The 13,106-nt window shown below is 64.2% G+C and carries 10 protein-coding genes and 1 pseudogene; 7 read left to right on the plus strand and 4 right to left on the minus strand.

Going from position 1 to position 13,106, the window contains the following annotated elements:
* Positions 1-2: 2 nt before the first annotated feature.
* Both CI805_RS17820 and CI805_RS17825 read left to right on the plus strand, forming a co-directional pair.
* The gene (locus tag CI805_RS17820) at positions 3-1,307 is read left to right on the plus strand and encodes an outer membrane beta-barrel protein (protein WP_260928043.1); all 1,305 of its coding nucleotides are present in this window, start codon (positions 3-5) and stop codon (positions 1,305-1,307) included.
* Positions 1,308-1,312: 5 nt separating this feature from the next.
* A complete protein-coding gene (locus CI805_RS17825; protein ID WP_260928044.1) occupies positions 1,313-3,508 on the plus strand; it encodes a GumC family protein in 2,196 nt (731 codons plus the stop codon).
* 25 nt (positions 3,509-3,533) lie between these two features.
* On the opposite strand, the gene CI805_RS17830 is transcribed toward CI805_RS17825, so the two are convergent.
* The gene (locus CI805_RS17830) at positions 3,534-4,481 is read right to left on the minus strand and encodes a glycoside hydrolase family 26 protein (protein ID WP_260928045.1); all 948 of its coding nucleotides are present in this window, start codon (positions 4,479-4,481) and stop codon (positions 3,534-3,536) included.
* 185 nt (positions 4,482-4,666) lie between these two features.
* Here CI805_RS17830 and CI805_RS17835 point away from each other — a divergent pair, with 185 nt between their 5' ends.
* Positions 4,667-5,944: a hypothetical protein gene (locus CI805_RS17835; protein WP_260928046.1), complete on the plus strand. Its 1,278-nt coding sequence runs from the start codon at positions 4,667-4,669 to the stop codon at positions 5,942-5,944.
* A gap of 359 nt (positions 5,945-6,303) precedes the next feature.
* Here the strand turns inward: CI805_RS17835 and CI805_RS17840 are convergent, their stop codons facing one another.
* Positions 6,304-7,284: a glycosyltransferase family 2 protein gene (locus tag CI805_RS17840; RefSeq protein WP_260928047.1), complete on the minus strand. Its 981-nt coding sequence runs from the start codon at positions 7,282-7,284 to the stop codon at positions 6,304-6,306.
* A 53-nt stretch (positions 7,285-7,337) separates the two neighbouring features.
* On the opposite strand from CI805_RS17840, the gene CI805_RS17845 reads away from it, so the two are divergent.
* The gene (locus CI805_RS17845) at positions 7,338-8,315 is read left to right on the plus strand and encodes a glycosyltransferase family 2 protein (RefSeq protein ID WP_260928048.1); all 978 of its coding nucleotides are present in this window, start codon (positions 7,338-7,340) and stop codon (positions 8,313-8,315) included.
* Between the two features lie 32 nt (positions 8,316-8,347).
* Positions 8,348-9,892: a lipopolysaccharide biosynthesis protein gene (locus tag CI805_RS17850; protein ID WP_260928049.1), complete on the plus strand. Its 1,545-nt coding sequence runs from the start codon at positions 8,348-8,350 to the stop codon at positions 9,890-9,892.
* 58 nt (positions 9,893-9,950) lie between these two features.
* Here CI805_RS17850 and CI805_RS17855 read toward each other — a convergent pair whose 3' ends face one another.
* Together CI805_RS17855 and CI805_RS17860 are read right to left on the minus strand one after the other, a co-directional pair.
* Positions 9,951-10,967: a polysaccharide pyruvyl transferase family protein gene (locus CI805_RS17855; protein WP_260928050.1), complete on the minus strand. Its 1,017-nt coding sequence runs from the start codon at positions 10,965-10,967 to the stop codon at positions 9,951-9,953.
* Positions 10,967-11,707, minus strand: a pseudogene (locus CI805_RS17860) (phytanoyl-CoA dioxygenase family protein); the annotation flags it as partial. The gene CI805_RS17855 and the pseudogene CI805_RS17860, both read right to left, overlap by 1 nt.
* A gap of 271 nt (positions 11,708-11,978) precedes the next feature.
* Between CI805_RS17860 and CI805_RS17865 the strand changes: the two are divergent.
* Positions 11,979-12,743: an acyltransferase family protein gene (locus CI805_RS17865; protein WP_260928051.1), complete on the plus strand. Its 765-nt coding sequence runs from the start codon at positions 11,979-11,981 to the stop codon at positions 12,741-12,743.
* Entirely contained in the window at positions 12,740-12,994 is a 255-nt protein-coding gene (locus tag CI805_RS17870) for a hypothetical protein (protein WP_260928052.1), read from the plus strand. The genes CI805_RS17865 and CI805_RS17870 overlap by 4 nt, the downstream gene beginning before the upstream one ends.
* Positions 12,995-13,106: the final 112 nt, after the last annotated feature.

Below are 13,106 nucleotides of genomic sequence, written 5' to 3' on the forward strand. Positions count from 1 at the left end.
CGGTGTCACGCAACTTCCTGAACCGGCTGACGGTCCTTGCCCATTGCGGGCTGATCGGCGGCGCGGTCTGCTGGCCTGCGCTTGCGCGGGCCGACCAGACCCCGTTGCTCCCGGATGAAACACCGCAGATCGACAAGCGCTATACCGCCGTGTTCGAGCGGGTGCAGCCTGGATACGAACCGGCAGATATTCCGGTCGGATCGCTGCGCCTAGCGCCTTCGGTCGGCATCTCGACGGCGTATGACGACAACATCTACGGCACCGAACAGGGCGCCGAAGCTGACGCGATTCTGGAGCTCACGCCCTCGCTGGAACTGCACAACCAGAACCTGCTGAATAATTTCTCGCTGAAGGCCGCAGGCACGTTCAACCGTTATCTCGATCATTCGACCGAGAACACCGATGATTATTCGGTAACGGCTTCTGGTCTGTTCCAGCTCGATCACGCAACGCAGGTGCGCGCGGCAGTGCGGGCCGAAAGCGATCACCAGTCGCGACTGGCGGAAGATCTCTATACCCAGACGGTCAAGCCGCTGTCCTATGCCGAGCAGTCCGCCGCGATCGGCATCAGCCACGATTTCGACCAGTTGCGCGTTTCGGCTACGGGCAAATTTGCGCACTTTGGCTGGAACAACGGGACACTCGCGGATGGCGAGGTGGTCGATCAGCGAACCAGCGACAACACCAGCTACCGGGTCGGCATGCGCGTATCCTACGCACAGACGCCATCGCTCGCCTGGTTCGCGAGCCTGGACTACAACACCCGGCGCTTCCCGGTCTCGACCGAGGAGACACCCTCGCGCGATTCACAGGGCTACGAAGCGCTCGCCGGTGTGACGTTCGAGCCGACGGCGCTCGTGCGCGGCAGCATCAGCGCAGGGTATATCTACCAGAACTTCCGCCTGCCCTATTACAAGAACATCAAGGGCGCAGACTTCAACGTCAGCCTGCAATACTTCCCGACGCAGCTGACCACGATCACGCTCAAGGCCAATCGCGCCGTGCTCGATTCCGGCATCCCGACCTCGGGCGGCTATCTGTCCAGCCAGGCGACCCTGCGCGTCGATCATGAGTGGTTGCGTCAGCTGATCTTCTCGCTCTCGGCGGGGTATCAGGTGAACGACTACAGCAACCTCGACCGGCGTGACGGCCGCTTCATCGCGCAGGCCAACGCCCTGTATCGCATCAATCGCTATGCCACGCTGCAACTCGGCTATGCGCGGCTCGACCAGACCTCCAACGGTGCCGACCGTTATCGCGCGTATCAGGACGATCGCGTGACCATCAGCCTGACATTGAGAAGGTGAACGCCATGAACGACGCCACCCGACACCGCGCCACTGTCCCGCAGGACGCCAAGCCGATGCGAGGTGCGCTGCTGCGCGACCCGATGGATGGCGTGCGCCGTGCCATGGCGGCGCTGCGCCGCCGGCGCTGGCTTGCGCTGATCTATTTCGTGGTCGTGGTGCTGCTGGTCGCCGCTTATGGCTTCACTCGCCCCAAGCTTTATACCGCCAGTGCCAACATGGTCGTCAACTCGCGCGAGTTGAACGTGTCTGAGAAGGACAAGGAAGTCCTGCCGGGCCTGTCGACCTCGGACAATGCCGCCGATACCGAAATCGAGATCATGCGTTCCACTGCCGTGGCGCAAGGAACGGTGCGGGCGCTGGATCTGGTGGATAATCCGGCCTTTGCAGGCCCGCTATCGAAGTTGACGCCGTCTTCGCGCGAGGCTGCCGCCACGGCGATGGTCGTCGGCAATCTCAAGATCGTGCGTCCGGGGCAGTCGAACGTCGTCGTCATCTCGTACACCTCGCCCGATCCGGCGCTGTCCAAGGCGATCGCCGATCAGGTCGGTCATCAGTATCTCGCCGTGAAGCGGGACTCGCGGCGCGAGGCGGTGGAACAGGTCGATCGCGGGCTGGGCAACGAACTGGACAACTTGCGCGTCCAGCTTGAGCAGGCCGATGCCACCGTTGCGGACTACCGCGCCCAGCACAACCTGTTCGACAGCAGCGGTACGGGCGGTCAAGGCGCGGGACAGAACACTACATTCACCCAGCAGGAGCTGTCGCTCTACAAGCAGCAGGCCGCCGCTGCGTCTGCCACGGCGGCGGACGCTCGCGCCAAACTCGCGACCGCCAGCGGACAGTCCGCGCGAGGCGGGGCGGGTGGTGTGGGCGCGGTGCTCCAGTCGCCCGTCATCCAGCAGCTTCGCGACCAGCGCGCGCAGCTCGCCGCCACTTACAACGACATGGCCAGCCGCTATCAGCCCGATCACCCGGACATGATCCGCACGAAAGAGCAGCTCGACGCACTCGACAAGGCGATCTCTGCCGAGACGAGCCGCCAGATGCAGAACCTGCGCGCCAATGCCCGTATCGCCGACGCCAATGCTGCGGAAGCCAATGGCACGGTCGCACGCGCCACGGCGACGCTGGAGGGCGATACCAAGGCCTCCGTCGAACTGGGCCAGTTGCAGCGCAAGGCCGATGGCCTGCGCGACACCTACAATACCCTGCTCCAGCGCAAGAACTCGATCAGCAGCCAGGCACTGGTCGCGGATGAGGACGCCCGCATCTTCTCGCCTGCGGTTCTGCCGCTGCGCCCCAGTTCACCGAACAAGCCGCTGATCCTGCTGATCGGCCTTGCACTGGGCGCTATCATGGCAAGTGCGGCGGTGTGGATCGCCGAGGCGTTCGATCGCAAGCTGGTCTCTTCGGCCGATATCGAGCGTGAGTTCGGTCTGCCGCATATCGCCAATATGCCCGAGACCACTTCGATCGCGCAGGGGGCGGACAAGCTGATCGCGCCGGTCGATTTCCCGATCGAGCGCCCCAATTCGCTCTATGCCGAGCAGCTGCGTTCGGTGCGCCATCTGCTGATCCACAAGGACGGACGCAGCATGACCACCGTCGGCATCACGTCGGCACGTCCGGCCGAAGGCAAGACCACCTTCGCGACCTCGCTCGCGCGTACCGCTGCGCTGGGCGGGAGCCGGACCCTGCTGGTGGATGCCGATATGCGCAAGCCGGCGGTTGCGGGCGCGCTCGGCTTCGCGCCCACCGTTGGCACGGCGCAGGTGCTTCGTGGTGAAATCGGGCTGGCGGATGCCGTGATCCGGGACGAGGCTACGGGGATGATGGTGCTGGGCGTTCACTCTGATGGCGAAGCGCAGCGTCAGGATCTCTTCACGCCTGCCCATATCTCCGCGCTGATCGCGGCGGCGAAGGCCGAGCAGTACGACCTTGTGGTGTTCGACTGCGCGCCGGTGCTGGCCGTTTCCGACACCCGACTGCTGCTGCGTCAGGTCGATGACGTGCTGTTGACGCTGCGCTGGAACAGCACACCGCGTCAGAGCGTGGAGGCGGCTCTGAAGCGGATGCGTCTGCTTGATATCGAGCCGCTGGGCGTGGTGGCCACTCGCGTCGACATGCCGAGCCTGTCAGCCTTCGGGCACGGCGATGTCGATCGCGATCACATGAGCTACGGCGATTACTATGCCTGATCTGCGGAATACTCCGCAGGCGGCATCACTTGCCGCCGAATTCGGCCTTGTAGGCGGCCAGCGTCTTGGGGAACTTGCCTGCCGACATGGTGCCGTCATAGTCGGAGGCGGTGAAGTCCCAATAGCCTTCGTAGGCGACATTGTGGGCGCGCATCCAGGCGGCCATATTGTGAATGAAGAGGGGATCATCGCCCCAGCCATGGCCGTCGGGACGGGTGCCCGTGGCCCATTCGGGCACGACCAGCGGCTTGCGATGGGCGGCGGCGAACTTGGCCGCCCAGTTCAAGCCGTAGTTTCCGGTGAGATGTCCCTGCCAGCGGATCGAGGGGACGATGTCCTGCGGACGCCAGCTCTGATTGTAGACGTCCAGGCCGACCATATCGACATAGGCATCGCCCGGCCACAGCTTGTCGGCAGCGACATCGCCCACGCCCGAGGCCGGGTTCCATACGATGCGGAACTTCTGGCCGGGCGTGGCGCGCAAGACCCCTACCACATGGCGGAACGCACCGACGAAGCTGACCGGATCCTTGTTGGCGGACCAGGGATACCAGTTGCCGTTGAATTCCCAGCCCAGCCGGATCACGGCGTTGGCCTGTCCTTTCGCCACCAGCAGAGTGCCGATGTTGCGGAACTCGTCATCATATTCACCGGCGGCGGCGGCGCTCAGCGATCCGCCCTTGACGATCAGCGGCACGCCAAGCGAGAGCCGGTAGCCACTGTTCTGCCAACAGCCCACCGCCCACTGGGCACCGGAGCGCATCTGTTGCCAGCTTTCGGCCGAGAGAAAATCGTTCACACCGTCCAGATGACGACCCATCACGCCCTGATAGCGGGGCAGGCGGCCTTTGCCGTCACATCCGGCGCCCTTGTAGACGAACATCAGCGGGTTGGCGAACGCAGGTGCGCTGGCGGTCAGGGCAATGGCGGTACAGGCGGTGGCACAAGCGAATGTCAAAGCGATACGGCGCATCAGGCTCTCCGTTCCGGTCGAGCAGGATCGAGGCATCGCGACGTGACCGGAAAGCCGTCGCGCGCAAGGTTCCTCTCCCGCTCGGCGCACGACCGGCGCCTTTCGTCTATCGGGGATAGAAATTTTCCGGTCGCTTGCAATCCGTTGCGCCATGCTGCGCGCGGTATGCGCGGCGGAGTGAGCAAATGAGCGAGGCTGTGGCCATTCCGGCGTATCCGACAGGGTCTTTGGCCGTATCCCCGACCGCGTCAATTCTGCCGGACGACGCTCGGCGAAGCCGGCTGTTCGTGCATGGCGCGCTGATCGCCTGCCTCATCCTGCAGCGTTTCGGTGTCATCGCGGGCAGTGCTGCCCTGTTTGTCAGCCTGCCGCTGTTCGCCGGGCTTCTGGGCTGGGCACTGGCGACCGGGCAGGCCGAGTTGCGCGCCCGCGGCACCGCGCTGTTCCTGCTGTTCACGGCATGGACACTGATCGCCACGCTGATCGCGATTACCGTGCCGGACGCCCGTTTCGGCGTCAGTTTGCCGTCCCTCGTCGCCATTCTGGTGACATACGGTTTTACTATCGTCGGTCCCAGTGCGCGCTTCGATCGGGAAACGGTCCTGCCGCTGTTTCTGGCTTACGTCCGTTTCCTGTCGGTGGCAGGGATCGTCCAATGGGTGATCCAGTTTGCAGGCCTGCGCATCTTTTCCTTCATGCTGGCGATCCCGCCACTGAAGCCGGTGCTGGTGGAATCGCAATTCAACTTCAATCCGATCCTGCACTACGGCTCCACCATTCTGCGCTCCAACGGCTTCTTCCTGCTGGAGCCGAGCATCTTCTCGCAAACGCTGGCGATCGCGGTGGTGCTGGATTATTTCGTGCTGGGCCGGGCGAAGTGGCTGCCGCTCTATCTTCTCGCCTACCTGCTGACGTTTTCGGGGACGGGCGCGCTGACGCTGCTGCTGGCGATCCCCTTCTATGCCTGCATGTCAGCGCGAAATTTCGGCAGGGTCGCCGGGCTCATCATCGCTGCGGCAATCGGACTGGTGCTGGCGGCGATGGCCTTTCCCGACGCGGTAGGCTCGCTGCTGAGCCGAACCGACGAACTGAGCTATTCCGGCTCCAGCGGCTATGCCCGTTTCATCGGGCCGTTCCTGCCTCTGGCGGAACTCGGGCAGGAAGCCCGGTTCCTGATCGGATGGGGACCGGGCGCGACCGAGCGCTATATCTATCACATGGAGGGGACCGGCAACTCGATCGCCAAGCTGATGATCGACTACGGGCTTGTCGGGATTACCCTGTTCATGACGATGCTCGCGGGCACGCTGTGGCGTCGCGAACTGGCCATCCTGTCGGTTCTGGCAGTGGTGACGTTCATTGTCGGCGGCGGATATCTGCTGTTCACGCCGATGCTGGTGCTGCTTTTCCTGCTGTGTATCTGGTCCGCCCGTCCGGGCGATCCGCCGCTTACAGAAGTTTGAAGAGCAGCGCCCACATCGCCGCACCGATCACGCACACCGCGCCCCACGCGAACAGGTTGATCCGTCGCCCTTCGATGGGTTGAGGGGGCATGGCAGATGGCGGTGCTGCGCCAAGCGGATGGATGCCTTCGGTGCGGGGCGATGACGGTCGAGGCTGGACGGACCCAGGTGACGGAGTGCCTGAAATCGGCGGCCCGTCGTTCAGGTCCGGAGGTTCTCTATTCATTTTACCAGTATTCCGTCAGCGTTTCAGGTACGATCTCCCACCACAAAAATGCCACAGATCACCTCTTTGGTCCAGATGGGGTGAGGCGGGCAATACGCTTTACTGGTTAATCGATTGATAAGGGTGCAGCCCGTCAGGCGACTGCGTCTGCCACCAGATCGCTGTCGCGAAAGCGCAGGCGCGACAGCAGTGCACGACCGGTGCTGCGCTGGACCATGGCTGCCGCGAACATCACCAGTCGCTTGGGTGTAGGTTCAAGGCGCAAGGCCGCCAGCATCATCCGGTTCGCCGGGGCAAAGCGGCGCATGGTGAAATTCACGCGTCCGCACTCCCACAGGCTCGCCGCGCGCATGGCACGCGTTATGCGTTGCCACGTAGCGGGATCGAAGCGTGCGCGGATCGTGTCGTTGCCGGTGATGGCAGCCAGGCAGGGCTCGTGATTGGCCCAGTCGACGGACAGTCCGCCTGACGAACTGCCGGGCCGCACGCGCAGGGAAAACACTTCGGGCTCGCGGCCGATGAAGGTGAATGCGCCCTCTGCTGCAAGGCGGCACCAGAACTCCCAATCCTCGCTGAGGCGGATGCTCCCATCGAAACCGCCGATGCGGCGCGCGACATCTGTGCGGATCAGCACGTGGCCGCCGTTGGCGAGAAAGTTGCCGCGCAGCATCGGTTCCAGCACATCGCCGTCCGGATAGCTGTGGCGGGCAAGCGGCTTTTCGCCCGGATAAGGCGCGCCGCTGGGCAGGATCTTGCGGAAGGTGCCGAAGGCGGCCACCGCCTGCGGGCGCTTTTCCAGTCCGGCCAGCAGCCTTTCCAGGGCAGCGGGATGCAGCAGGTCGTCACCGTCGAGGAACATCACATGTTCGCCGGCCGCCATTTCCAGCCCCTTGTTGCGGGCGCTGGAGACCCCCGCATTGGCTTGCTGCACCAGCGTAATGCGGGGATCGCAAAGCGATGCCGCTTCGGCGGCGGTGCCGTCGGTCGAGCCGTCGTCGATCACGATCGCCTGCCAGTCCTTTCGGGTCTGGGCCACGATGGACTGCAGGCAAGGCAGGATGAGCCCGGCGGCATTGTAAGCAGGTACAATAACGGTAATTTCGGGCTTGGGCATGCGGCTCCCTTCGTGGCTGCGGTCCGATTTTCCGATTATGACCGAGGAGCCGCATGATCGAGGTCAGCGTCATCGTTCCGGCCTATAACGCCGCACAGTATATCGAGGCTACCATCGCTTCCGCAACGCAGCAAAACGGCTGTACGATGGAAGTCATCGTGGTGGATGATCGTTCTACCGACGACACCGTCGCCATCGTCGAGCGAATCGCCGCAGGCGACACCCGTGTCCGGCTGATCGCCCTTGCGCGCAACGGTGGCCCTTCGGTGGCGCGCAATGCCGGTATCGCTGCCGCCAGCGGGCGATGGATCGCCTTGCTGGACGCAGACGATACATTCCTGCCGGCGCGACTTGCCACGCTTGTCGCACTGGGCGACGCGCAGCATGCGGACATGGTTGCGGACAATCTCGTGCTGGCGGACGAGGACAGCGGCGAAGAGGCGACGATGCTTCCGCCCGGCTTCCTGCCCGCCCCGCGCGCGATCGATCTGCCCGAGTTCATCGCCCGCAACATTTCCTCGCCCGAGGCGCCGCGCACCAATTACGGCTTTCTCAAGCCGCTGATGCGGCGCGACTTTCTGCTCCAGCACGGGTTGCGCTACGACGAACAGGTCCGGTTTGCGGAAGACTTTGCGCTCTATGTGGAGATGTTGCGTGCCGGTGCCGTCTGGTGGCTGCATCCCGAACCGATGTATCGCTATCTCGTCCGGGCCAATTCGCTGACCAGTGTTCAGACCACCGGCGATCTCGACCGTTTGCGCCAGCGCCAGCGGCGTTTGCTGGCCGATGCGCGCGCGTCGGGCGATGCGCAGTTCGCCTCGCTGCTGCGGCGGCATCTGCGCAATGTCGAGCGGTGCTACTACTATCGCGGCTTTACCGACGAGTTGAAGGCGCGCAGGCCCGGCGCTGCGCTCGGCTATCTTTTCGCCAGCGCCGACAGCGTATCGTTGGTGGCACAGGAAAGCGCGCGGCAACTGCCGATCATCCTGCGCAAGGCCTTGCGCGGCGGCTACAAGGGAGCAGTCTCGTAATGGCAGAGGCTTCTGCAGTGACGGACGGCGCAATGACAAATAGCCCGGCAGCGAGCGGCACAGTCGCGACAGGAGTGGCGACGCCTGACGAACTTGGCGGCGGCTTCACGCCGGAAGCCGATGCGGGGCAACTCAAGCGCCGATCGGCGATGGGCGCGGCGTGGACGCTGGCCGGGCAGGGCACCAAGTTCGTGCTCCAGTTCGGGTCGCAAGTGGCGCTTGCCCGGCTGCTGCTCCCGACCGACTTCGGCCTGCTGGCCATGGTCGGTCCGCTGGTGACGGCGGCGCTGCTGCTGACCGATCTCGGCCTCTCTGCGGCAACGGTGCAGCGTCCGACCATCAATCAGACCGAACTGTCGAGCCTGTTCTGGCTCAATGTGCTGATCGGCACCGGGCTTGCGGTGCTGACGGTTGTTCTCTCCCCGCTGGCGGCGATATTCTATCATACGCCGGCGGTGCAGCCGATCATGGCGACGATGGCGGTGGCGTTGCTGCTGTCCAGCCTTGCGGCCCAGCATCTGGCCATTCTCAATCGCCGGATGCGCTTTGGCGCGATCGCGATGATCGAGGTGGGGGCGCTGACCGCAGGTGTCGTTGCGGGGCTGACAGGCGCCCTGCTCGGACTGGGTTACTGGTCGCTGGTGCTGATGCAGATCGTCAACGGCGTCGCGACGCTGGCGATGGCCTGGGGCTTTTCGCGCTGGTGGCCCTCACGTCCCGGTATCGCGCGCGAGGCGATGCATCTGCTGCGCTTTGGCGGAACCGTGACCGGCTACAACCTGCTGGGCTACCTGATTACCAATCTCGACAATATCCTGATCGGCGCGCGCTTCGGTGCCGGGCCTTTGGGTATCTACGACCGCGCGTACAAGCTGATGTTCCAGCCGCTCTGGCAGATGACCGCACCTGCCGCGCGCGTGGCCGTGCCGCTGCTTTCGCGCCTGAACGAGGACGAACGCGAATATCGCGGCGCCTACCTTGCCCTGCTGGGCGGGATTCTCAGTCTCACGACACCGGGCATCCTGTGTGCGATCGTGTTTGCCGGGCCGATCATCGAGGTCCTGCTGGGCGCGCGCTGGGCGGCCTCCGCGCCGATCTTCGCCTGGCTGGGCGTTGCTGCGCTGACGCTGCAACTGCGGCAGGCGGCATCGTGGCTGTTCATCAGCCAGGGGCGTGCGGCCGAGCAGCTCAAATGGGGTGGGCTGGGTTCCGTGGTGATCGTGGTCGGCTACCTGATCGGCATTTTCTGGGGCCCCAAGGGTGTGGCGATGTCTGCGGCAATATCGAGCGGGCTGGTGCAGATCCCGGTCATGTGGTGGGCCGTCACGCGCTGCGGCCCGGTCAATCGCCGGGATGCCGTGCGCTTGATGACACCGCTGATCGCGGCGACGGCCATCTGCGGCGGTGTCCTGGCGGTGCTCGCGCAGCGGATCGACTGGACCAGCCTGCCGATGCTGGCGCTGGCGGGCATACTCGCTTACGTGGTGTTCGGTGCCGCACTGACCCTGTTCCCGACGGGACGCGCGCAGTTGCGCCGGATCGTCGAGATTGCGCGCAAGGCTGTCCGTCGGGGGTGAGATGCACGGACTGGAGGCTCGACGACCGGCTGTTGACTGACAGCCGGTCGTCAGCGCTTCAGCCTGCTCGCACGTCCAAGATCAGGCGTTCGACGGCGCGCTCCATGCCGCCAAGGCGATCCTGGAACGGCGCATCTTCGCTGAGGTAGGTGCGTCCCGTTGCGACCTTGCGCAGTTCCTGCGCCGCCTGAGCCAGACGGCGACCGTCGAAGCGGGTGGCAGCGGCCTTGAGCAATGCCTTGACGCCGCTCGGCGCGGCGACCGCGTCGATCACCTCGGGCTCCTCGTGGAAACGCTGGCGGAAATCGGCGATCAGTGCGGCATCGTCGAGGGCTGCTGCGCCGGTATGCGCGACCGTCCTGCCGCTGGCCTTGGTCAGGCGGGTGATGCGATCGTAGCGGAACGCCTCAAGCCGCGCGGTCGGCGGCAAGGCGACGGGGTGGTAATCGAGGTTCAGAGACGATGCCCAGTCGCGCCACTTGAATACGCTTACCTCTGGCGAGATCATCACCGGTATCCACGGAATGCGCAGCGTGTCGGCGACGATTGCGCCATGCATCGCTTCGGTAACGACCAGTCTGGCGCGGCCATAAGCGGCAAGGATGCGATCAGGCGCCCATTGCGGATCGACGAAGGTCATGCCCGCACGTGCGGCGGCCTCTGGCCAGCGGCTGTTCACGCACGTGCGATGGTGCGGCATGAACAGGATCTCGTCGCGCTTCGGCGCTTCGGGCACAAGGTCCGGCAGCTTTGCCAGAAGAATGGCACCGTCGGTTACGGCCGCTTGCGGACGACCAACGAGTTCGGCAGTGAGCGCGCCGCGCACGGCATGGTAGGTCCAGCCCTCATGGCCCTGCGGCAAGGCGCCGTAGGCCGCGCCCGATCCCATCACGAAGACACGCTTGCCCGCAGTCTCGACATCGCGGAAACGGGCCTGATCCAACAGGCTGCCAATCCCGACCATCACCGTATCAGGCGTATCGCGTACATCTTGCGGCAGCAGACGCGGCCAGATCAGTTCATTGAGGTCGTCGCCGAAATTGCCGACCTCATCCTTGTAATAGACAATGCGCATCAGGAAGTTCCCAAAGATGGCGCGCCAAGCGGCGCCGGTGCCCGGCCGAACAGTCGCTTCAGGGCGATCTCGAACTGGCCGAAGCGGCTGAAATGGATGATCCATGCCTTGCGAGGCTGGCTCGTGGCGTTGCGACCGGTGTAATGCAGCGTGCGCGGGGTATGGATCGTGAACCCGCCCGTCGGTATCGGGCAGGCAACGGGGTTCGCCCCGTCCGATGGGCGCGTTGCGAGGCCGTAATCGCCGTCGGCGCGCAAGAACCGCTCATGGGGTTGCAGCGGCACCTTGTGGCTACCGGGAATGAACTCCATGCACCCGTTACGCTCGTCCACATCCTGCAGCGGCACCCAGAAGTGAAGCCGCTCCTTCTGCAACACGCGCGACAGTCCGCCGAGCCCTGCCAGCACGGCATCCTGATGCCATGGCGTTTCGGACTGGTTCCACGCCTGCTTGACGATCATGTGATCGAAGGAGCGGGTGACGTTCCCGCTGATCGCGGAGGCAAAGGCGGCGCATTTGCGAAACAGCGCCGTATCCGCCAGTTCCGGACTGAGCGAGGCGGCATAAAGTATTTCAGGCTGGTCCGACCCGCTGGAACTTTCGCTTGCGGTCATGTCGCGAGCAAGTCGCCGCTGGCCGGGGCGACGTTCGACAAGCGTGTCGAAGCGCGACAGCAGCGTGTCCAGCAGCGTTTCGGCTTCGCGGATATCCTCAACCGTCAGAACATCGCGGACCACCGCGAAACCGTCCCTGGCGAGTGATGCGGAAGCGCTGGCTGCGGTATGCGCGGAAGGGCGAACTGAAAGGCGGGGGCATCCATAAGGAGAACTTCATAGTAACCGCATGAAACAGGCAAGCGTCCATCCGGCGCGTAACGTTGTGCCGTGCAGCATTCGCGGTGATCCTCTGGCAATGAGGATAAACCCGGCTTTTCGATGAACTAGGGCTGAGCCGCGATGTATGGAAGCGCAAGGCATCGTCCTTTTGCTGCAACGCACCTATGCTCGGCCCATGGCGCAATCACGACTTGTCGGCCTGCAGTATCTGCGAGGCGTCGCTGCTCTGGGAGTGGTTGTCTACCACGCCGTTGAGCGCTCGGGCGGGGATTTCAGGGTCGGGAAAGCGGGTGTCGACCTGTTCTTCGTGCTCAGCGGCTTTCTGATGTGGGCGATCACCGACGAAGCCAGTCGGCCTGGCGCCTTCATCCGCGACCGGCTCCAGCGCATCCTGCCATGCTACTGGATCGTGACCAGCGTGATGCTGGCAGGGGCGTTGCTGGGACTGTTCCCGGCGATGCGCCTGACGTTGTGGCATGTCACCGCGTCCTATCTGTTGATACCGGCGATTTCGCCGAGCAATGGACAGGTATGGCCCCTGCTGGTGCCGGGATGGACGCTGGAATACGAAATGGCGTTCTACCTGTTGTTCGCCGCCACGCTCTTCCTGCCGCGCAAATGGCAACTGGCAAGCCTGACCGTGTTGCTCTGCAGTCTGGCAAGTCTGCATGTGTGGGTGCCGCAAGACAATGTGATGATGCGCTTCCTGACCAACGCGCACATGCTGGAGTTCGTGGCGGGGCTTTGGCTGTCGGAAGGCTGGAGCCGGGGCTGGCTGAAGGATGGCAGGGTTGCGACCGGGTTGATCGTGCTGGCGGTCGTGTTTGCCGTAGCCATTCCCGAAGTGTGGCCGCAGGCCAGCGATGTGGCCGTGTATGGCCCCTCTGCATGGTTGCTGGTCGCAGCCGTGCTGGCCATGGAGCGCGGGGCCTTCTGGTGAGGGACGTGCCTGCGGGGCGAATGCTGGGAGATGCCAGCTATTCAATTTACCTGTGGCATACACTGGCACTTTCCGTGACGCTCAAGGTCGCGGATCGGCTGCATCTGCATACAGGCGTGGCCCTTGTGCTGCATGTCGCGGCGGGCGTGACGCTGGGGCTTGTTGCCTACCATGCTATCGAGAAACCGGTTCTGCTGTTCTTCCGTCGCCCCAAGTACCGTCACGGCGCTCCTGTTCCGGGCGGTGTGTAGGGCGTGACGGTGCCTTGCTGAGATCGGCACTGCGTAACCGCCGTTGATGGGTTCTGTCCCTTGGCAGGTGCTGATTTCAACCTGCCGGTGCAGAAGTCCTATTCTGTGTCTT

It is taken from the genome of Novosphingobium sp. 9, assembly GCF_025340265.1.
Taxonomy (GTDB): domain Bacteria; phylum Pseudomonadota; class Alphaproteobacteria; order Sphingomonadales; family Sphingomonadaceae; genus Novosphingobium.